This window comes from Flavonifractor porci (assembly GCF_037572415.1).
Classification (GTDB): domain Bacteria; phylum Bacillota; class Clostridia; order Oscillospirales; family Oscillospiraceae; genus Flavonifractor; species Flavonifractor porci.
This window is the reverse complement of sequence record NZ_JBBHLB010000014.1, coordinates 44,217-64,293: the sequence shown is the minus strand read 5'-3', so window position 1 is coordinate 64,293 and position 20,077 is coordinate 44,217. Positions and strand designations below refer to the sequence as shown.

The 20,077-nt window shown below is 55.2% G+C and carries 18 protein-coding genes and 1 riboswitch; of the genes, 11 read left to right on the top strand and 7 right to left on the bottom strand.

The features are described 5' to 3' along the window. Window positions 1-120: 120 nt before the first annotated feature. Genes WHJ28_RS12260 through WHJ28_RS12250 form a run of 4 tightly spaced genes read right to left on the bottom strand, consistent with a single transcriptional unit; the run spans window position 121 to window position 3,402 of the window. Entirely contained in the window at window positions 121-339 is a 219-nt protein-coding gene (locus WHJ28_RS12260; protein ID WP_119972290.1) for a helix-turn-helix domain-containing protein, read from the bottom strand. 28 nt (window positions 340-367) lie between these two features. Beyond that, window positions 368-2,020 (bottom strand): DUF2326 domain-containing protein, encoded by a 1,653-nt coding sequence (locus WHJ28_RS12255; RefSeq protein ID WP_215654206.1) that lies wholly within the window; start codon window positions 2,018-2,020, stop codon window positions 368-370. Beyond that, a complete protein-coding gene (locus tag WHJ28_RS16545; protein ID WP_270749432.1) occupies window positions 1,998-2,237 on the bottom strand; it encodes an ABC-three component system middle component 7 in 240 nt (79 codons plus the stop codon). The genes WHJ28_RS12255 and WHJ28_RS16545 overlap by 23 nt, the downstream gene beginning before the upstream one ends. After that, on the bottom strand, window positions 2,221-3,402 hold the full coding sequence (locus tag WHJ28_RS12250; RefSeq protein ID WP_215654207.1) for an ABC-three component system protein: 1,182 nt from the start codon (window positions 3,400-3,402) through the stop codon (window positions 2,221-2,223). The genes WHJ28_RS16545 and WHJ28_RS12250 overlap by 17 nt, the downstream gene beginning before the upstream one ends. 444 nt (window positions 3,403-3,846) lie before the next feature. On the opposite strand from WHJ28_RS12250, the gene WHJ28_RS12245 reads away from it, so the two are divergent. The 11 genes from WHJ28_RS12245 to WHJ28_RS12195 all read left to right on the top strand — a co-directional run bounded on the left by WHJ28_RS12245 (window position 3,847) and on the right by WHJ28_RS12195 (window position 14,109). Further along, complete coding sequence (locus tag WHJ28_RS12245; protein ID WP_340042400.1) at window positions 3,847-4,356, top strand: hypothetical protein; 510 nt, start codon at window positions 3,847-3,849, stop codon at window positions 4,354-4,356. 188 nt (window positions 4,357-4,544) lie between these two features. After that, window positions 4,545-4,772 carry a hypothetical protein gene (locus WHJ28_RS12240; RefSeq protein ID WP_215654210.1) on the top strand — a complete coding sequence of 76 codons (228 nt, stop codon included), beginning with the start codon at window positions 4,545-4,547 and terminating at the stop codon, window positions 4,770-4,772. After that, a complete protein-coding gene (locus WHJ28_RS12235; RefSeq protein WP_215654212.1) occupies window positions 4,769-5,140 on the top strand; it encodes a hypothetical protein in 372 nt (123 codons plus the stop codon). Before WHJ28_RS12240 ends, WHJ28_RS12235 begins: the two co-directional genes overlap by 4 nt. Then, window positions 5,133-5,255 carry a hypothetical protein gene (locus WHJ28_RS12230; RefSeq protein ID WP_256447269.1) on the top strand — a complete coding sequence of 41 codons (123 nt, stop codon included), beginning with the start codon at window positions 5,133-5,135 and terminating at the stop codon, window positions 5,253-5,255. The genes WHJ28_RS12235 and WHJ28_RS12230 overlap by 8 nt, the downstream gene beginning before the upstream one ends. A 121-nt stretch (window positions 5,256-5,376) precedes the next feature. Then, window positions 5,377-7,119, top strand: coding sequence for a recombinase family protein (locus WHJ28_RS12225; protein ID WP_340042399.1), 1,743 nt, complete (start codon window positions 5,377-5,379; stop codon window positions 7,117-7,119). Between the two features lie 469 nt (window positions 7,120-7,588). Then, entirely contained in the window at window positions 7,589-8,176 is a 588-nt protein-coding gene (gene yfbR, locus WHJ28_RS12220; RefSeq protein ID WP_340042398.1) for a 5'-deoxynucleotidase, read from the top strand. Window positions 8,177-8,225: 49 nt separating this feature from the next. Further along, entirely contained in the window at window positions 8,226-8,495 is a 270-nt protein-coding gene (locus WHJ28_RS12215) for an ACT domain-containing protein (RefSeq protein ID WP_087188457.1), read from the top strand. A gap of 12 nt (window positions 8,496-8,507) precedes the next feature. Next, window positions 8,508-9,866, top strand: coding sequence for a PFL family protein (locus WHJ28_RS12210; RefSeq protein WP_340042397.1), 1,359 nt, complete (start codon window positions 8,508-8,510; stop codon window positions 9,864-9,866). A 101-nt stretch (window positions 9,867-9,967) separates the two neighbouring features. Beyond that, a complete protein-coding gene (locus WHJ28_RS12205; protein WP_340042396.1) occupies window positions 9,968-11,929 on the top strand; it encodes a molybdopterin-containing oxidoreductase family protein in 1,962 nt (653 codons plus the stop codon). A gap of 110 nt (window positions 11,930-12,039) precedes the next feature. After that, a complete protein-coding gene (locus WHJ28_RS12200) occupies window positions 12,040-13,374 on the top strand; it encodes a glucose-6-phosphate isomerase (RefSeq protein ID WP_340042395.1) in 1,335 nt (444 codons plus the stop codon). A 321-nt stretch (window positions 13,375-13,695) separates the two neighbouring features. Beyond that, window positions 13,696-14,109 (top strand): hypothetical protein, encoded by a 414-nt coding sequence (locus WHJ28_RS12195; protein ID WP_340042394.1) that lies wholly within the window; start codon window positions 13,696-13,698, stop codon window positions 14,107-14,109. A 48-nt stretch (window positions 14,110-14,157) separates the two neighbouring features. On the opposite strand, the gene pflB is transcribed toward WHJ28_RS12195, so the two are convergent. The 3 genes from pflB to WHJ28_RS12180 all read right to left on the bottom strand — a co-directional run bounded on the left by pflB (window position 14,158) and on the right by WHJ28_RS12180 (window position 20,018). Next, window positions 14,158-16,401 carry a formate C-acetyltransferase gene (gene pflB, locus WHJ28_RS12190; RefSeq protein WP_340042393.1) on the bottom strand — a complete coding sequence of 748 codons (2,244 nt, stop codon included), beginning with the start codon at window positions 16,399-16,401 and terminating at the stop codon, window positions 14,158-14,160. Between the two features lie 16 nt (window positions 16,402-16,417). Further along, a complete protein-coding gene (gene pflA / locus WHJ28_RS12185; protein ID WP_340042392.1) occupies window positions 16,418-17,140 on the bottom strand; it encodes a pyruvate formate-lyase-activating protein in 723 nt (240 codons plus the stop codon). A 48-nt stretch (window positions 17,141-17,188) separates the two neighbouring features. After that, window positions 17,189-17,270: riboswitch (ZMP/ZTP riboswitch) on the bottom strand. A 90-nt stretch (window positions 17,271-17,360) separates the two neighbouring features. Then, complete coding sequence (locus WHJ28_RS12180; RefSeq protein WP_340042391.1) at window positions 17,361-20,018, bottom strand: S-layer homology domain-containing protein; 2,658 nt, start codon at window positions 20,016-20,018, stop codon at window positions 17,361-17,363. Window positions 20,019-20,077: the final 59 nt, after the last annotated feature.

The following is a 20,077-nucleotide window of genomic DNA, read 5'->3' as shown; positions in this document are numbered from 1 at the left end:
CTCATACACATTACTGTTATTCGTGAAAAAGGATAGCTGACTTTTTGATTCTGCCCAATATTTATACCCAAATCACTTTTATCGAAATGTGCTACGCATCTACCTTTACAATAGCCGTCTTTACTTCTCTTGTGGATTGTCCTTCACGACCTCCATGATATCAGAAATATCGCAATCGAGTGCTGTACAAATGCGCAGCAACACCTCTGTAGTAATGTTATCGCCTTTGCCCAGTTTGGCAATGGATGCCGAGCTTATGCCGCTGATCTCTCTCAACGCTTGTTTATTCATGTTCTTATCAATCAGCAGCTTCCAAAGTTTATTATAACTAATATGCATATCTTACCTCCGGCGCCAAAATTATCAATTAGTACTTCTCTTCAGTACCAGCATTCTTAATTGCCCAGCACCACCCAAACAATTCTTCTCCACCTGGGTTCAAGCGCAGTACCGCAGTGTTATTCACAATTTCAGCCGTTCTATCGGTATATGCTTGTTCTTTGTCAAAAGCGATAAATATCTGCTTGTCGCTTTGAAGATATAATTCCATAATCTTATCTACCGGATCATCTCCTATATTTTTAAAGATGGAAGAATCGTGAGCGATTACGGGGAGTGGAGTCAACTTTAGCACACTCATATCCAGAACGATCAGACTCTTGTAAGCAGTGCCTGTTCCACCGTCTCTTGGTGTAGTGAAGACATATTTGCTCTTGGACTCGAAGCGAATTGTGGGTGCCTCGCGCTTTATATCATAAAGGCTATCATTATAGCGTACCATCTGAGCGTTTAATGTTGATTCAATTTCATGTAGCACCTGCATTTCTGCGTCGTCTAGCTGCTCTTCAATTTCAGTGGCAGCATCCTTGAGTTCCTGCGTCCTTAGGAACGCCTCGTTCTGTGAACGTAAGCCAGAAATCTGTCGTTCGATCTCCGAATACTCATCAAGAAATTCTTTTGGAATTTCCGAAGGAATACCAAGCTCAGCAAGTTGTTGCTCCAAGCGCTGGATTTCTGCAGTGACATCCTTTATCAACAGTTGCAAGCTCGCGGCCTCTTCGAGTAGCTCGGAATCGAGAATGCAAGACAAGCTCCGGTGAAACGACTCAATTTCCTCGATTTTCTTAATATTGGCAGTCGGAAAGAAAGATAAAAGATGTTGCAAATCATCTTCCGTTGTAATGAATTGCTCGTCCTTATTTTTTGTAACTATGCGGTATTGGGTAGTCAGCTGGCCATACTCGCGCTTTATAGCTTTCAACTGGCTAGCAACATCTGCAGCAGCATCCTTGCGCTTCATTTCTTTTTCCAGAAGCGCACTATCGGTGTCTCTCGTCAAGGTAGACTTCTTTTCTAAAAGCTCTTTGATTCGATCTTCGTTTTTTTTGTATTGTGTTTGAGTTCTAATGGCGCTCGGTACTAGCTCCAATCGACGGGCACTCGAATAGGTCGTTTTCTTTTCTTTTGCCGTCTTCAACTTTGCTTTCAATTCATCAACAAAACGATACAAATTAAACAGCTTCTCTAAAGAAGTGATGGCATCACTTGCGGTTTGTGAACCATTGTTCAATGGATTTGTCACTGTATCGTTATTTTTGCCCGCTACCCTAAAAAAGCGACTAACAATATCTCTAAATGTGACGCCAGGCAGATCAATCTTATATCCTGCCATCAACTGCTCGCGAAATTTCTTCACACTGATAATCTCTTGGGGCTTATATTCTTCATTGCAGATGGTTACATGATTAGGATCAGAAACCGACCTGCTATAGTAATGTAATCCATCAGCAAACTCAAACGTAAAACAGATGGTGTGGTCGCCAACGTAATTCTTCACATCAGTTTTTCCATAGGTGTCGCCACCGAAGCAAAAGTCAACGATCAGAAGAAACGTGGATTTACCGATAGAATTTTCGGCGGCATGACCGCCGAGAACCGTATTTAATCCCTTGTGGAATCTAATAGGGCCACGAGGCTCACCGTTTGATTTAAATGCATCACAAAGAATTTCCTTTAGCATAACACAGCACCCCCTCTTCTTCATCGAACCTAATCTTGTTAAGAGCATACAAGCAGTCCATTAAATCCATAAATTCACTGACACCACTTAAATGCGTATGCAGTGCTTTATATAAATCCCCAACAGTCATTGGACCTTCTTGTAACAATTGCAACGCTATCGGAAACTTTGAAATTACGCTTTCTCTATAAGTAAATAATTTATTTGGAAATAGCATCAAATACCTCACACTTCTGAACAAAAAACGAAACAACTACCTCACAAGGGCCGGTTTCTTCATTTGTCAAGCCAGCAAGCCATGTAACCAGCTTGTCGAATATTTGACTTTGAGTTAGGCCCTGTTGTGCTAAGTCTTTATATTCGTATTTCATCTGGGAACAGAAACGCTCATAATCCACAGTGCCTTCCATTTCTAATTGTTTAAAAGTAGTTTCTACATCAGGATAATATTTGTTTACAAAGTTATGTATTTTAAAGAATAAAGATGCGTCTGTACCATCCATCTTTTTCACAACTTCTGTTGGACTATAATTCAACTCCATTACCTGTGTGACCGGAATCTGTGAAATTTTGCGCAAAACACTTTCTACACCAGCAACTAATTTTTCGTCGCTCATTTCATCCAAAGCTTCCTTTAATATAGTAATTCTAAGTTTAATGTCCTCCAAACGATGTATTTTCTCAGTATTGATATCAAACATATACCTCCTAGCACATTCCGGGCATAGTGCAATTAGATTGTCAACCGTGTTCCTTGGCAATTTTGGATTAATCTGGACAACAGTATAGTCAAAAGCACTTTTACCATCAGCATCTTGATACAATGGTTTGAAACATCCATCATTAGGGCACCGCTGCTTTGTTTCTGCCAACAGGTGAACACCATACGCATTTTTAAGGTCAGTATCATCGTACACTGGCAATGTCAGTTCTTTTCCATCGCCTACCAAAGAAGCATCTACAGTCTCAATTCCCATTGCTGCGGCATCTATCAGGAGGCCAATTAGCTCTTCGCATACATTTGGCAAAGTTTCAACAGAACACTTTATGCCATAAGCAGATAGTTCGCCAATCATCTTTTTGCGTGCAGATTCATCAACATCATCAAATGCATCCAAAAATGCAGATGTGTCATAGTACTTTTTTATCATGCGTGCTTTTATTTTGGGCAATGCTTTTCCATTGTAAATGCGGCCCAGATAATCTTTCTCAGACTCCAAGCCGTTATAAGGGTAATATTTGTTCTGCTCGTCTGCCTGCACCTCTGCATCAGAAGCAGGTGCACGCATAATAAGTGTGACAATGAATGGAATATAATCTTGATTCGTACACTCCACACCAATATACGAGTGCAATATTTTTAGAAACTCACTCAATGTCATTTTTGTCCTCCTTCCGATATAGCTGGTCACCTAGTCCGCCCAAGTCCGGTTTAGTCCGCTGGGCGGATTTTTGTTTTGCTAAAATAAAGGCACAAGCAGAGAACGAGAATGCCGATTGCATCATGCACTATACGATTTAGTGTATCACGCTTACGTGAAGAAAACAATATCTTCACGATAGCAAACTTAAAAACGGCGATGCAAGAGATATGCTTTCGAGTTCCCTGATTGGGATACCATTGTAGAACTGTTGTGACTGGCATCGCTTGATCCCCGATGGCTCAACCAACCACGGCAGACAATTTAATACCGTAGCTGCCTTTTGAGCGGGTTAGCTGCAATCCGAAACGGAGAACTCCGTTAGGACTGCGGTTAGTTTCCTTTCTCTCTTTAGCAGCGCCTAGGGTCCTCCGTTTCGAGAAATCGAAAAACGGAGGACTTTTTATGATCATCAAAAGAAAGCAGGGAGATTCCAAATCCCATTTCCACACCTGCCACCAAGAAATTGGAGGCGGGCAGCACAGTGCTGCCCCTCTGACCACTGATCCTTGTACTTATGTTTATAATTTTGCAGACGGATCGAGCACCACCTTGGTTTTCAACTCTGACGGCATTTCTGGCATTAATAGTTCTTGGCTTTCTGAGTTGCAGGAACTTGATCGCCAAGAATACAATAACAACCACACTCAGACCCGCCGCCATTGCTCTCTGGAGGCCCAAGACCCAGAAGGAATGGGTGGATATTACGAGGGCGACAATATGCAGCGTGCGCAGCTTAGTCTCGAAGTGGACGAATTTCTTTCTGCTCTGCCAAGAGATTTAGAAGTAATCGCCCGTCTTCTATACGCTGGATTTTCTGCGGCAGATATAGCTCGTCAGCAGGGAGTCAACCGATCCACCATCTGCCGAAAGATCAAGAAGCTTCAGGATGCTCTAACTCGCTATAATCCATAAATATACAGCACCTTGCGCTAGCAAAAGCCCGGCCTTTTGACCGGACTTTTGCTATTTTTGAATAAGTTCTGCAAACTGCGCAACAAACGCCCTCTGCCGTGGCCTACAAGTGAGAGGTACAAGTGCCAGGGAAGGGTACCAAGGCCGCTCAGACTTTGAATACACATAATCATAGGAGAGAAACGGCCATGGATTACAAAACCGAACCCAAGCAGCAGGAGCCGCAGCTGATTTGCCTGTGCGCAGCCTGTGCCAGTGCTTTTTATAATGTTCCCACCATAAGAGTCAAGCGCGCAGATCGCTACCAATTCGTGAAAGATACCTGTACCTATTGTGGAATTCGCAGTGGATATGACTATATCGTCGCTCCCCGCAAAGTTCCGCAGCGCCATTCAGGTAATGAGGCGACGCTATGAACAAAAAGGATGTCTGTGCAACAAAAGTGGCTTATGTGCGCTTCACGGAAGATGATTTGGCGGATCTGGATCGTCAGGTCCGGAGGGTTGGCGCACCGTCAAGAGGCGCATATATTCGCAATCTGGTCAAACAAATTCGCCCCGTTGAGCTTCCTCCAGCAGACTATTTATCCCTGCTGGACGAGCTATCATCCCTTCGGCGCAGTATTGATGCTTTGGCAGTGCGAGCCGCTGAAGGTGGAACATCTACTCTTAATCCGGTCGAATATTATACATTGTCCAGCCTTACAGCGTTAACACTCCAAAAAATCCGGCTTGCGGCGTTACCACAGCAATGTCAATTACCGGAGGATATGATCCATGAATGAATCGATTATTGACCGCACCTATGTGTGCTTAAAGCTGATTGATATGCTCTACAAGAAGGGCCTTGTCAACGAGGCAACCTATCTGAATGTCAAGCAAACCTATCCGCAAAAGTGAACACTTTTCCGGCAAGTTGTCAAGGATATCAGGCCAGCGTCCGTATCATTGCTGATTCTGTTGTTTTCGGGTATTCTCGCCTTGTCAGAACAAATCAGAAGCCATAAAGGAGGAAGATGCTATGTACAATATGTCTCCGTACTCATTGTCCCGTTCTTTCCGGGACAAACCCTGCCGGGCAGTTATATATGGCCGTGCCTCAACAGAACACGAGGCCCAGGTCAAAGCCCTTCAGAATCAGATGCAATGGTATGATGATGTTGCTCGTTTTCATCCCCAGTGGAATGTCATCAGCCGCTACATTGACCAAGGCATTACCGGAACCCAGGTCTATAAGCGGGATGCTTTTATGCAGATGATGGAGGATGCCAAACAGCATAAATTTGATTTGATCGTCACTCGCGAGGTCTGCCGCTTCGCCAGAAACACGGTGGATGCTCTGGTCTGCGTCCGTCAGCTTGCCGCTATGGGGATTGAAGTCTATTTTGTGAATGATAACATTTGGACTCTTGACGGTGATGGTGAGCTGAGGTTGACCATCATGGCTACTATGGCACAAGAAGAAAGCCGCAAAATCAGTGAACGCTCTCTTGCGGGACAACGGGTCAGCCGCGAAAAAGGCGTCCTCTATGGAAACGGGAACATTTTTGGATATACCAGGAACAAACTCACCAAGCAGTTTGAAATTGATCCCGATCAGGCGGAAACTGTAAAAATGATTTTTGACCTCTATGATTCCGGTATGGGTGAAACCTTGGTAGCAAAAGAGCTGACCCGCCTTGGACGCAAAAACGGGGTGGGTAAGGTCAAATGGGATGCTGGGAAGGTATCAAAAATCATCAAGCGTAAAAACTATTTGGGGTACACAGTTTACTGTCAGTCCTATTCCAACAACTATTTGGAGCAAAAACGGATCAAGCGCGACGAGAGTGAGTTCGTCTATGTAAAAGGCGGTTTTCCTCAGATCATTTCAGAGGAGCAGTACGAGCGGTGTAACGCCATTCGTCGCAGCAGGACCAAACGGCTGACGGATGAAAAAGGCCGCACGCGGAGTTTTGGTGTTCAGCAGGCTCAGAATGTATGGGGCAGAAAAATGAGGTGTCGTTGCGGTTCTCCCATGCTTCGACATCGTTGGAGAACCAATAATGCAGGAAAGCCTATCTATGGATATGAATGCAAACGACACCATGATACGCCCCGCATCCGCCTTCAGAATGAACAAGGCAATCCAACACCTATCTGTGAGATCAAGCCGGTTGGACAAAGCAAGCTGGAACTGATGGCCTCCAAAATATTTGAGAGGGTATGGGGAGACCAAAGAGAAATCGTCCTCCAGACCTGCAAAATGCTGGATGCTTGCTACAAGCCAGACGCAGATCGTCGAGCAGATTTGATGAAAGCGAAAGATGATTCTATTCAGTTGCTCCAACAACAGCTGGATGACTTGGTTGTGGTCCGTGCTCGTGGAGAGATTGAGCAGGATAAGTTCCTCCAGCGGACCATAGAAATTCAGCAGCAGATGGAGGCCCTTCGTCAGAGCAAAGCTCAAATTGCTTCAGAGGACTACAATCCCGGACGCCTGGATATGGAAGCCATTGAGGCAGCGTTGTGCGAAGCAGTTGAAATGCATGACGGTCTGGTAAGCGAGGATTTCATTGATCTCTTTGTTTCAAAGGTTACACCACTGTCTGATTCCCGCTTTGCCTGGTGCTTGGACTTTTCTCCGCAGCCCACAGTTGCCTTTCTGAATTTAGCCGGGCAGAGGAAGTACACGACCTGCTCTATGGATAGTAAATTACACTTTGGTCCTTTTGCTGATGAGGAGGGGCACACCATCCCTTTTCCGGGCAGCCTGCGTCGGTGAGCTGCCCGGACAGCTCTAATTCAAAATGTACATCGTTATATACACAAGGTATGTACGGCGCAGGCCGCCATCAAGAACCCCCGTTAACCCGTTTCCCGTTCAGGGGCGCTGCAGCCGTGCAGCGCCCCTGAGACTGTCAAAAAAGGCACAAGTGCCTTTTTTGACAAAAGGCTGCATGGCGGGCGAAGCTCGATTTCTTGCGAAATAGTCGCCCCGCCCGCCATGAGAAGTGTCATTTCCGAGGCTCATGTCCCCGGAAATGACAAATTTTGATCTGATTCCGTCGCCTGCGGGCGACGGAACTCTGCGAGGCTTCCTGCGGGGGGAGGTTTTTCGACAGACTGAGGGGCGCTGCAGCCGTGCAGCGCCCCTGTTTTATTTCCAGGTCGAAAGTTTGGACACCCTGCCGTTTACACCGCCGCATTTTTGTGGTAAAATAACTTGTTTCGATGGATGGGAGGCATTTTTTGTGGATCAACATCCTTTTTTTGCCTATTTATCCCGAATGCGGTATATCAACCGCTGGGGACTCATGCGCAATACCTTTCAGGAGAATATCCAGGAGCACTCCCACATGGTGGCGGTGCTCTCCCATGCCCTGGCAGTAATCCGGCGGGATGTGTTCGGGAAGGAGGCTGACCCCGGCCTGGCCGCCATGGCCGCGTTGTATCACGACGCCCCTGAGATCCTTACCGGCGACCTGCCCACCCCCATCAAGTATTACGACCCGGAGATCCGGGACGCCTATAAAAAGGTAGAGGAGTTTTCTGCCGGCAAACTGCTGGCTATGCTGCCGGAGCAGCTGCGCCCCGCCTTCTCTCCCCTGCTGCGGGAGGACTATGACCCGGATACCCACGCTCTGGTAAAGGCGGCGGACAAGCTGTCCGCCCATATCAAGTGCCTGGAGGAACTGAAGGCGGGCAACAGCGAGTTCCAGCAGGCCGCCCGCCAGACGCAGGATGCGCTGAAGAGTTACGACCTGCCCGAGGTGGACTACTTTCTGGAGCACTTCCTCCCCGCCTTCGGCATGACTTTGGATGAGATGGGCCGGGACTGACCGGCGCCGTTTTCATAGAGACAGAACGAATAAAAGGAGTTATCAAGTTATGAGAGCCATTGTTACCGTTCTGGGCAAGGACCGAGTGGGCATCATGTCCGCCGTTTGTGCCCTGCTGGCCCAGCACAACGTCAATATTCTGGATATCAGCCAGACCATCCTCCAGGACTACTTCACCATGGTCATGCTGGTGGACGCCGGCAACTGCGATATGCCCTTTGCCGACCTGGCCGCTCTGATGGAGCAGGAGGGCAAGGACCGGGACCTGTCCATCCGCGCCCAGCGGGAGGATATTTTTAACGCCATGCACAGAATTTGAGGGTAAAGCATCATGATCAACACCAACGAAATTTTTGACACCATCCACATGATCGACCAGCAGCATCTGGATGTGCGTACCATCACCATGGGCATCTCTCTGCTGGACTGCGCCGACTCCGATCCCAACGCCGCCTGCCGCAAGATCTACGACAAGATCACCCGCCAGGCCGAGCACCTGGTGGCCACCGGCGAGGCCATCGAGCGGGAGTTCGGCATTCCCATCGTCAACAAGCGCATCTCGGTGACCCCCATGGCCCTGGTGGCCGGGGCCTCCGAGACCGACAACTACGTCCCCTTTGCCGTGGCTCTGGACAATGCCGCCAAGGCCGTGGGCGTCAACTTCATCGGCGGCTTCTCCGCCCTGGTACAGAAGGGTGCCACCCGGGCCGACCGGAAGCTCATCGCCGCCATCCCCGAGGCACTGGCCCGCACCGAGCTGGTGTGCGCCAGTGTCAACGTGGGCTCCACCAAGGCGGGCATCAACATGAACGCTGTGGGCGTCATGGGCCGCACCATCAAGGAGTGCGCCGAACTCACCGCCGACAAGGGCGGCTTCGGCTGCGCCAAGCTGGTGGTGTTCTGCAACGCCGTGGAGGATAACCCCTTCATGGCCGGCGCCTTCCACGGCGTGGGCGAGCCCGACTGCATCATCAACGTGGGCGTGTCCGGCCCCGGCGTGGTGCACCACGCCCTGAAGGACGTGAAGGGTCAGCCCTTTGACGTGGTGGCCGAAACTATCAAAAAGACCGCCTTCCGGGTGACCCGTATGGGTCAGCTGGTGGCCCAGGAGGCCAGCCGCCGTCTGGGGGTGCCCTTCGGCATCGTGGACCTGTCCCTGGCCCCCACCCCCGCCATCGGCGACTCCGTGGCCCGCATCCTGGAGGAGATGGGCTTGGAGACCTGCGGCACCCACGGCACCACCGCCGCCCTGGCCCTGCTCAACGACGCGGTGAAGAAGGGCGGCGTTATGGCCTCCTCCCATGTGGGCGGCCTGTCCGGCGCCTTCATCCCCGTCAGTGAGGACGAGGGCATGATCGCCGCCGCCCGTGCCGGCGTGCTCCACCTGGATAAGCTGGAGGCCATGACCTGCGTGTGCTCCGTGGGTCTGGACATGATCGCCGTCCCCGGCGACACCTCCGCCGCCACCATCTCCGCCATCATTGCCGACGAGGCCGCCATCGGCATGGTCAACTCCAAGACCACCGCCGTGCGCATCATCCCCGCCCCCGGCAAGGTGGTGGGCGATACTGTGGAGTTCGGCGGCCTGCTGGGCTCCGCCCCCGTCATGCCCGTCCACTCTGAGAGCGCTGAGGCCTTTGTGGCGCGGGGCGGCCGTATCCCCGCCCCCATGCAGAGCCTCAAAAACTAAGGTACCGGGCCGAAGTGGGCGTCGGCCCCTACGCAACCGATTCCTGTTTTACTCGCAAAAGGCCGCCCACGGGCGGCCTTTTTCAAAAGGAGGTTATCATCATGTCCACTTGTCGTTCTGCCTGTCCCTACGATTGCCCCGAGGGCTGCTCTCTGCTGGTAGAGACCGAGGGCAACGCCGTCACCTCCATTACCGGCGACCCCGCCAACCCCTTTACCGACGGCTGGGTGTGCGCCAAGCTGCGCAACCTGCCGGAGGCCATCAACAGCCCCCACCGCATCCTCACGCCCCTCCGCCGCACCGGAGCCAAAGGCGCCGGAGCATTCGCCCCCATCTCCTGGGGGGATGCCATCGGAGAGATCACATCCCGCTGGAAGGACCTGATCGCCCAGTACGGAGCCCAGACCATCCTGCCCTACTCCTACGCCGGCACCATGGGCGCGGTCCAGCGCAACTGCGGAGAGGGCTTCTTCCACGCTCTGGGCGCCAGCCGCCTCAAACGCACCCTGTGCAGCACCGCCAAGTCCACCGGCTGGCAGAAGGTCATGGGCAATTCCTGCGACCTGTCCCCCTGGGACGTGGAACACAGCGATCTGATCCTGCTGTGGTCCACCAATATCCCCGCCACCCGGGCCCACCTGGCCCCCATCCTGCGGAAGGCCAAGGCCAACGGGGCCAAAATTATCCTCATTGATGTGTATGAGAATCCCTCCGCCGAGCTGGCTGACCAGACCATTCTGATCCAGCCGGGCAGCGACGGCGCCCTGGCCCTGTCCATGCTCCATGTGCTGGATCAGGAGGGGCTCACCGACGAGGCATGGCTGGCCGAGCACGCCACGGGCTGGAATGAATTTCGGACCACCCTGGAGGTGTGGGACCCGGAGGAGACCCAGTGTCTCGTCGGCCAGGCCCCCGACGTAATCCGGGAGCTGGCCCGGGCCTACGGCAGAGCCAAGGCCCCCTGCATCGTACTGGGCAGCGGCTTCTCCCGCTCGGGCAACGGCGGCGAGGCCACCCGGGCCATCACCGCCCTGCCCGCCGCCGTGGGCGCCTGGGCCAAGAAGGGCGGCGGCACCTACGGCGTGTGCTCCTCCCCCGACCTCATCGACAAGTCCTCCGTCAAGCGGCCCGACCTGGCCGAGAAGCATACCCAGATGATCAACATCAACCAGCTGGGCCGCGCCCTGGAGGGCAAGGGTCTCTCCACCCCCATCCACAGTCTGTACGTCTACCATGCCAACCCGGCCACGGTGACCTCCGACCAGAACGCCATCCGCCGGGGCCTGGCCCGGGAGGACCTGTTTACCGTGGTCCACGAGCGGTACATGACCGACACCGCCAAGTACGCCGATATCATCCTGCCCGCCCCCTACATGGTGGAGCAGACCGACCTGTACACCCCCTACGGTTACCGCCAGATCCAATACGCCCCGGCGGTGGTTCCCGCCCCCGGTGAGGTGAAGAGCAACCTTGAGGTATTTACCCTGCTGGCCAACGCCATGGGTCTGGCCGACCCCTTCCAGGGCCGTACCGCCGAGGAGCTGTGCCGCCAGATGGTGGAGGACAGCTGGGCTCTCTCCCGGGAGGAGAAGGACAAGGTGCTTGCCGGGGAGCCGGTGGTGCTGGAGAGCCCCTTCCCCCTGCCCATCCAGACGGAGGACGGCATGATCCACCTGAACGACCCCATGATCGGCTGGTTCCCGCCCCACGGCGGCTCCGACCCCTTCCACCTGATCTGCGCCCCGGCGGTCCACACCCTCAATTCCTCCTTCAATGAGTCCTCCACCCTGCGGGACCTGCGGGGGGAGATGACAGTGCGTATGAACGGCGAGGACGCCGCCCGGCTGGGCCTGGTCCAGGGGGATCAGGTGGTGTGCTACAACAAGCTGGGCCAGATGACCTGCTCCGTGGCCCTGGACCGGGCGGTAGCCCCCATGACTGTGGTGGCCGAGGGCGTCTATCCCGGCGAGAACACCGTCAACTGCCTCACCCACGACCGCCTCTCCGACTGGGGCGAGGCCACCACCATGAACGACAACACCATCTGGGTCCGTAAGGCTTAAAGGTTTTTCCGGGAATTGGCTTTTTTCTCTGGCAAAAGCCGGCCCCCGGGTGTATGATAGGCATATCAGCCGACCTAGGCTTTGTGAAATGCAAAAGGAGTGACGTCACCATGATTCAAATCGACACCTCCAACGCCCGTTCTTTCCTGCCCGACACCTGGCTTACCAGCCGTCTGGACGCTCTGGAGAGCGCCCGCCAGAAGCTGGAGACCGGCAGCGGCGCCGGCGGCGACTTTACCGGCTGGGTCCACCTGCCCCGGGACTATGATAAAGAAGAGTTTGCCCGCATCCAGGCAGCGGCGGAGCGCATCCGCAAGGATTCCCAGGCCCTGGTGGTCATCGGCATCGGCGGCTCCTATCTGGGCGCCCGGGCCGTGGTGGAGCTGGTCAACTCCCCCAACTTCAACCTGACCCACAAGGACGGCCCCGCCATCTACTTTGCCGGCAACGGCCTGTCCACCGACGCCATGCTGGAGGTCATGGACCTCATTAAGGACAAGGACTGGTCCATCAACGTGATCTCCAAGTCGGGCACCACCACCGAGCCCGCCGTGGCCTTCCGCATCTTCAAGAACCTGCTGGAGGAGAAGTACGGCAAGGAGGAGGCCCGCAAGCGCATCTACGCCACCACCGATGCCCACAAGGGCGCTCTGAAGGGCCTGGCTGACGCCGAGGGCTACGAGGAGTTTGTGGTGCCCGACGCCATCGGCGGCCGCTACAGCGTGCTCACCGCCGTGGGCCTGCTGCCCATCGCCTGCGCTGGGGTGGACATCACCGCTCTGATGGAGGGCGCCCGGGAGGAAATGGAGGCTCTGGCCGCCCCCGGCGAGACCAACCCCGCCTGGCAGCTGGCCGCTGCCCGCCACGCCCTGTACACCGGCGGCAAGAAGGTGGAGATCCTGGTGGGCTACGAGCCCTCCTTCCGCTTCTTTGGCGAGTGGTGGAAGCAGCTCTTCGGTGAGAGCGAGGGCAAGGACGGCAAGGGCCTGTTCCCCGCCAGCGTGGAGTTTACCGCCGACCTGCACTCCATGGGCCAGTACATCCAGCAGGGCGAGCGCCTCATGCTGGAGACCGTGGTGCGTTTTGCCAACAGCAACGGCCCCGCCATCACCATCCCCCACGATCCCGACAACGTGGACGGGCTCAACTTCCTGGCGGGCAAGGACCTGTCCTTCGTGGCCGAGCAGGCCATGCGGGGCACCCTGCTGGCCCATGTGGATGGCGGCGTGCCCAACCTGATGGTCACCGCTCCCGGCCGCTGCGCCAGGAGCGTGGGTGCGCTCATCTACTTCTTTGAGTATGTCTGCGGTCTCACCGGCTACCTGATGGACATCAACCCCTTCAACCAGCCCGGCGTGGAGGCCTATAAAAATAATATGTACGCTCTGCTGGGCAAACCCGGCTACGAGGACAAGAAGGCCGAGCTGGAGGCAAGACTGAGCTGAATATAACGGCTGGCCTTATTGTCCTCAGGGACCCGCCGCAGGCGGGACGGCGCTTTTGCGCCGGAGGGCGGCGGGATTCACTTCCGCCGCCCACAAATGAAAATTCCGGGGTCCCCATGGGAGCGCGCTCCCATGGGGCGGACAAGAAGGCCGAACTGGAAGCCAGACCGGGTTAACAGTAAACCTGACGGTCACCCTGGGGTGGCCTATGGGAATTTTTTGTGAACTTGAGCAAATCAGTTGCAATCCCACCGCAAAAATGGTAACATAAATGCACCAGGCCGGGGTGGTCCCGGCGTTACAAAGTAAGGAGTGATAACTATGGTGAGAGTGATCATGGGGGTCAAGGGCACCGGCAAGACCAAGCAGATGATCGAGCTCATTAACTCCGCTGTTCACAGCGAGAACGGCAACGTCGTTTGCATTGAGCGCGGCCCCAAGCTGACCTATGACATTCACTATAAAATTCGCCTGGTTGAGGCCAGCCACTTTGATGTCTGCAACTTCGACTTTATGAAGGGCTTCATCAGCGGCCTCTATGCCGGCAACTACGATATTACCCATGTGTTCATCGACAGCCTGACCAAGATTGTGACCACCGATGTTACTGACCACTCTGTGGAAGAGTTCCTGGATTGGCTGAACAGCTTCTCCGAGAAGAACAACATCAAGTTCACCGTCACCATCAGCGCTGACGAGTCTCTGGCTACCGAAGGCATCAAGAAGTACTTCTAACGAACGAAAAACCGCCCTGCTTCGGCAGGGCGGTTTTTTATGCCCTTTTTACATCTGCTCGTGGAAGGTCCGCTTGATGACCTCCAGCTGCTGCTCCCGGCTCAGGCGGGAGAAATTCACCGCGTAGCCCGACACCCGGATGGTGAGGGTGGGGTACTGCTCGGGATGCTCCATGGCGTCCACCAGCAGCTGCCGGTTCATGACGTTGACGTTGAGATGGTGGGCCCCCTGGAGGAAGTAACCGTCCAGAATGTGCACCAGGTTGTCCACCCGCTCGCCCTCGCTCTTGCCCAGGGCGGAGGGTACGATGGAGAAGGTGTTGGACACGCCGTCCTGGCACACCGCCCGGTAGGGGATCTTGGCCACCGAGTTGAGGGAGGCCAGAGCGCCGCTCTTGTCCCGGCCGTGCATGGGGTTGGCGCCGGGGGCGAAGGGCTCCCCCGCCTTCCGGCCGTCGGGGGTGGCCCCCGTCTTTTTGCCGTACATCACGTTGGAGGTGATGGTGAGGGCGGACAGGGTATGGATGGCGTTCCGATACAGGGGGTGCTTTTTCAGTTCGGCGGAGAAGTAGGACACCAGCTCCACGGCGATGTCGTCCACCCGGTCGTCGTCGTTGCCGTACTTGGGGAAGTCTCCCTCCACTGCAAAGTCCACGGCGATGCCGTTTTCATTGCGGATGGGGCGCACCTTGGCGAACTTGATGGCGGACAGGGAGTCGGCGGCGATGGACAGGCCCGCCACGCCGAAGGCGGCCAGCCGCTCCACCAGGGTGTCGTGGAGGGCCATCTGGCTGCTTTCGTAGGCGTACTTGTCGTGCATATAGTGGATGATGTTGATGGTGTCCACATAGAGCTCCGCCACATAGGACAGCACCTTTTTGTAGTTGCCCAGCACCTTGGGGTAGTCCAGCACCTGGTCGGTGTCCAGCTGGATGTCGGGTACCACTTTGATGCCCTTCTTCTCGTCCACGCCGCCGTTGATGGCATACAGCAGGCTTTTGGCCAGGTTGGCCCGGGCCCCGAAGAACTGCATCTGCTTGCCCACCGCCATGGCGGAGACGCAGCAGGCGATGCAGTAGTCGTCGCCATACATGGGCCGCATGAGCTCGTCGCTCTCGTACTGGATGGAGTCGGTGTCGATGCTCATTTTGGCGCAGTAGTCCTTGAAGCCCTGAGGCAGGTGGGGGCTCCACAGCACCGTCAGGTTGGGCTCGGGGGCGGTGCCCAGGTTGGTGAGGGTGTGGAGCATTCGGAAGGAGTTTTTCGTCACCAGGGTGCGGCCGTCCACCCCCATGCCGCCGATGGACTCGGTGACCCAGGTGGGGTCGCCGCCGAAGAGCTCGTTGTACTCCGGGGTACGCAGGTGGCGCACCAGCCGCAGCTTGATAACAAACTGGTCGATCAGCTCCTGTGCCCCCTGCTCATCCAGCACGCCGTTGTCCAGGTCCCGCTGGATGTAGATATCCAGGAAGGTGGACACCCGGCCCAGAGAGGTGGCAGCGCCGTTGTTCTCCTTGATGCCCGCCAGGTAGGCCATATACAGGTTCTGCACCGCCTCGTGGGCGTTTTCCGCCGGGCGGGTGATGTCGCAGCCGTATCTGGCCGCCATACGGGCCATCTCCTCCAGGGCCCGGATCTGCATCTGGACCTCCTCCCGCAGGCGGATGCGCTCGTCGGTCATGGGGCCGTCGATGCGATCCAGGTCGGCCTGCTTCTCCTCAATGAGGAAGTCGGTGCCGTACAGGGGCACACGGCGGTAGTCGCCCACGATGCGGCCCCGGCCGTAGGCGTCGGGCAGGCCGGTGAGCAACCCCGCCGTCCGGGCCAGACGGGTACGCTGGGGGTAGGCGTCGAACACGCCCTCGTTGTGGGTCTTGCGGTAGAGCCGGAAGTGGCGCTCGATCTCCGGGTCAAGCTGGTAGCCGTACTGCTCCAGGGCGGAGGTGGCGTTGCGGATGCCGCCGAAGGGGTTGACGATGCGCTTGAGGGGCGCGTCGGTCTGGAGACCCACAATGACCTCGTTCTCCTGATCGATGTAACCGGGGGCGAAGTTGTCGATGCCGGAGACAGCGTTTGTCTCCACATCAATGATCCCCTTCTTCACCTCCTCAATGATGAGGGCCTCAGCTTTTTTCCACACTGCCGCCGTTTTTGTGGAAACAGGGGCCAGAAAATCCCCATTTCCCGAATACGAAGTGTAATTCTTCTGGATAAAATTACGGACGTTCACCAAATGCCGCCACTCGCCGGTGCGAAACCCCTGCCAGGCGGTGCAATTTACATCAATGCTCATATGACGACTCCTTTTCTCAGGCCTGAACGCAGGTGCGGTTCAGGCGTTTGTTCCATTGCTCCAGAACCCCACCCTCCATGGGGGGCACCCCCTCCAGAGGATAGGGCAGGCCCAGGGACGCGTACTTGTGGACCCCCAGGGTGTGGTAGGGCAGCAGCTCCGCCCGCCGGATGTGCTTCACCCCCTTCAGATAGGCCTCCAGCCCGGCAAGGTGTTCCTCCCCGTCGGTGAGACCGGGCACCACCACATGGCGGACCCAGAGGGGAACGGCAGCCTGCTGGGCCTGCTCCAGAAAACAGTCAAAGGCCGCCATGGAGCCGCCGGTGACCTGCCGCCAGCCTTCCGGGGTGTAGTGCTTCACGTCCAGCAGGATCAGGTCGGTGTGGGCCAGGATGGCCTCATACTCCCCCAGACCGCACCCCGCCGTGTCCAGGCAGGTGTGGATGCCAGCCTCATGGCACAGCGCCAGGCACTGGGCCAGAAACTCCGGCTGGAGCAGAGGCTCCCCGCCGGAGAAGGTGACTCCGCCGGTGCTGCCGTAATAGGGCTTGAAGCGGACCAGCCGCTCCACCAGCTGCCGGGGCGTGACCGTCTCTGCCGTCCCTTCCGCCGCCCAGGTATCCGGGTTGTGACAGTAGCGACAGCGCAGGGCGCATCCCTGCAAAAAGACCACCGTGCGGATGCCGGGGCCGTCCACCAGCCCCATGGATTCCAGGGAGTGGACCCTCCCCTGTGTCATAGGGAACCATACCTCCTTTTTGCAGAAAGAAAAGCCGACAGTCCGGGCTTTTCTCGCCCAGACGGTCGGCTTTTTACTATCATACTCCATGTGGTAGGCTCCACATTATCCGTCAGTCATATGATACTATTTTTATAGCATGAGCATCCCTGCTTTGTCAAGCCGGGTTCTCCCCCAAAAAGGAAAAACGGCCGCCCGAAGGCGGCCGTTTTTTGTGTCTTTACTTGCTGACGCTCTCCACAAAGCGCATGAGGATGGTGGCAACCTCAGCGCGGGTGGCGGTGCCGGTGGGATCCAGCTTGCCGCCGTCCTTGCCGGTAATCAGCTGGGCGCCAGCCGCCCAGGTCATACCGTCAGCCGCCCAGGCAGACACGGTACTGCCGTCGGCAAAGGTGGTCAGATCGCCCTTGGCGGTCACATCGTACTCCTTGTACTCGGCATAGCGGCACAGGATGGTGGCCAGCTGCTCACGAGTCACGGTGTCGTTGGGGGCAAACACGGTGTCGCTGTAGCCCTTGACGATACCCTTGGAGGTGGCCCAGTTCACAGCGTCGGTGTACCACACGCCGCTCTCCACGTCGGTAAAGGACAGGGTGGCGTCGGTCTTGGGCTGGCCCTCCAGACGCCACAGGATGGTGACGATCATGGCACGGTTGGTGGTCATGAGGGGGGCAAAGGTGGTGGCGGAAGTACCATCCATCAGCTTGTTGTCATAGACGTACTTCACAGCCTCATAGAACCAGTCGTCGGCCTTCACGTCGGTGAAGGGCAGACCGGTGTTCACGGGAGCGTCGTCCCTGGTGAAGGAAGCCTTCACGGTAACGGCGGAGCCAGGCATGGTGAAGGTGTACTTGCCGTCGCCCTTGTCGGTGAGTTTGACCTCGCTGCCGTTCTTATCGGTAACGGCGAGGGTGTCCAGCTTGTAGCCCTCGTTAGGCTTCACGGTCAGGGTGACAGTGAGGCCCTTGGAGGAACGGGTACGGCTGGAGATCACGGTGCCGTTGTCGGTCTTGTCCACGGTGATGGCATAGGAGGTGGAACCGGAACTGTAAGTGTTCAGGTCCTCGGGACGCATCGTCTCGGCTACATAGTAAGGCTCAGTAGTCACATTGCCTTCTGCACCTTCCACCGTATACACAAGTTTTCCAAACTGAGGATCAGCGCTTCCCCAGTAATTCTCCGAGGCATCCACACCATTGGCAACACCTACATACATGGCATAGATGGAGTTTTCGGTCATCTCGAACTTATTCTTGTGGGCCTCAACATTCACATCAAAGTATTCAACGGCACTATCAACCGTCTTCCGGCTGGTAACCCAGATAGAAATAGGATTGCCAACAAAGCTGTTCTCCGTAATGTCGATATTTGCCGTAATGCCCTTATCGGTATTCTCACCCGAAGAATATACACGGATAGCGGCATAGTTCAGGCCCTCAGCTTCATCATCGTTATAATACGGCTGATTGGCCACATTCTCAAAGGTGTTGCCACGGATAATCACAGACTCACCGGTGGTATAGTTGGCCAGCTGGATGCCGCCCTTGCCGGTATTCTTGATGGTGTTGTTTTCAAAGAGGACATTACCAATGGTGCTGTCCAGATTAAAGGCATGGAAATTGATATTTTCCACGTAGTTGCCGGTAATCTCGTGCTCACTGGCATTCCACAGATTACAGGCGGACAGATTGCTACCGGTAATGTTGGTTACTTTATTATCCTGAACGGTGATCTTTCCCATGCGGGCGTCGTCCGCTCCGCTGGTGTAAACAAAGGTATTGGTCAGGCCATCGGCCACACAGTTCTGGACCGTCAGATCAGTGCCCGCATTATTGTTGGCAGAGGTAATGCAGCCAGCCTCGGTAAACTTCAGGCCATCAAGCACGACATCCAGGTCTTGACCGACAACATTGATCTTGCCGGTGATTACGCTCTCATTGCCGCGCGCCTCAGAAGTACCGCCCACACCGGCGTTGGCGCCCTTGAGGATAACAGACTTGTCAATGGTGATATTGCCGTCGTAGGTACCTTCCTTGAGTACGACCGTCGTATTCGGCTGGGTGTTGGTGTTGAGCACCTGACCGGCCAGATTGATCTTGTCATCCACAAGCAGAGTCAGGTTGTCATTGTTGACCGTAACATTGCTCTTGTGGTTGAAAATACCAGGACACCAACCGTAACCCCATTCGGGATGACTAGGATCTGTATAGCCGGCATAGCTGTTGTCGGTAAAGTCGACGGTCACATTGCTGGTGTTCAGCGTGCCGGTCTTGGAGTAGTTGGTAGAGATCCAGGAGTACAGCTTCACGTTTTCAAGGGTAGCCGTACCAATGTCGCCGCCCTCTGCCTGGGAATTGAAGATAATGGAGCCGCTGCCCCACTCGTTGACCCTCTTCATCTCAGAATTCTTCAGCGTAAAGTCCTGGCCCATGACTTCAATGGCCTTATTCTGGGTGTCCTTGGAGAGGATATCCACATTATCGATGGTAATGTCGTTGCCCCAGACAGACACAAAGTCCTGGGTGGCCCAGTTGGCGTTGGGACTCTTCACATCACTGGTGATGGTCACATCACCCTCGCCAATAATGGTGAGGTTATTTGCAGTCAGCGGGAAATACCAGCCGGTCTGGCCACCGCAGTCCTTGTTTGCGTACAGGGCAAGGTCCGCCTCAGTCAGGTTGTAGGCACCCTCCGCAAGCTTCCAGACCTGGCCGTCCTGCTGGCCGGCAATGGCCTGGGCCAGTTCAGCGGCAGTGTCAATGCTGACCTCCTGGACCTGGGAACCATCGTCCCCATCCACAGCCAAAGCTGTTACAGGCACCATAGAAAGCACCATAGATGCAGCCAGCACAGAGGACAGGATTTTTCTCTTCTTCATCTCTTTCACTCCTTGTTGTTTTGGGATGTGCTGCGCCAGGGAAATTTATCCACGCAGGC

What these genes read in the sequence shown, in the direction of transcription:
- WHJ28_RS12250 (WP_215654207.1), bottom strand. Translation starts at nt 3,402, where the DNA reads ATGACATTGAGTGAGTTTCTAAAAATATTGCACTCGTATATTGGTGTG.
- WHJ28_RS12210 (WP_340042397.1), top strand. Translation starts at nt 8,508, where the DNA reads ATGATCAACACCAACGAAATTTTTGACACCATCCACATGATCGACCAG.
- WHJ28_RS12225 (WP_340042399.1), top strand. Translation starts at nt 5,377, where the DNA reads ATGTACAATATGTCTCCGTACTCATTGTCCCGTTCTTTCCGGGACAAA.
- WHJ28_RS12180 (WP_340042391.1), bottom strand. Translation starts at nt 20,018, where the DNA reads ATGAAGAAGAGAAAAATCCTGTCCTCTGTGCTGGCTGCATCTATGGTG.
- WHJ28_RS16545 (WP_270749432.1), bottom strand. Translation starts at nt 2,237, where the DNA reads ATGCTATTTCCAAATAAATTATTTACTTATAGAGAAAGCGTAATTTCA.
- WHJ28_RS12195 (WP_340042394.1), top strand. Translation starts at nt 13,696, where the DNA reads ATGGTGAGAGTGATCATGGGGGTCAAGGGCACCGGCAAGACCAAGCAG.
- pflB (WP_340042393.1), bottom strand. Translation starts at nt 16,401, where the DNA reads ATGAGCATTGATGTAAATTGCACCGCCTGGCAGGGGTTTCGCACCGGC.
- WHJ28_RS12205 (WP_340042396.1), top strand. Translation starts at nt 9,968, where the DNA reads ATGTCCACTTGTCGTTCTGCCTGTCCCTACGATTGCCCCGAGGGCTGC.
- pflA (WP_340042392.1), bottom strand. Translation starts at nt 17,140, where the DNA reads ATGACACAGGGGAGGGTCCACTCCCTGGAATCCATGGGGCTGGTGGAC.
- WHJ28_RS12245 (WP_340042400.1), top strand. Translation starts at nt 3,847, where the DNA reads ATGATCATCAAAAGAAAGCAGGGAGATTCCAAATCCCATTTCCACACC.
- WHJ28_RS12200 (WP_340042395.1), top strand. Translation starts at nt 12,040, where the DNA reads ATGATTCAAATCGACACCTCCAACGCCCGTTCTTTCCTGCCCGACACC.
- WHJ28_RS12240 (WP_215654210.1), top strand. Translation starts at nt 4,545, where the DNA reads ATGGATTACAAAACCGAACCCAAGCAGCAGGAGCCGCAGCTGATTTGC.
- WHJ28_RS12235 (WP_215654212.1), top strand. Translation starts at nt 4,769, where the DNA reads ATGAACAAAAAGGATGTCTGTGCAACAAAAGTGGCTTATGTGCGCTTC.
- WHJ28_RS12255 (WP_215654206.1), bottom strand. Translation starts at nt 2,020, where the DNA reads ATGCTAAAGGAAATTCTTTGTGATGCATTTAAATCAAACGGTGAGCCT.
- WHJ28_RS12215 (WP_087188457.1), top strand. Translation starts at nt 8,226, where the DNA reads ATGAGAGCCATTGTTACCGTTCTGGGCAAGGACCGAGTGGGCATCATG.
- WHJ28_RS12260 (WP_119972290.1), bottom strand. Translation starts at nt 339, where the DNA reads ATGCATATTAGTTATAATAAACTTTGGAAGCTGCTGATTGATAAGAAC.
- WHJ28_RS12230 (WP_256447269.1), top strand. Translation starts at nt 5,133, where the DNA reads ATGAATGAATCGATTATTGACCGCACCTATGTGTGCTTAAAGCTGATT.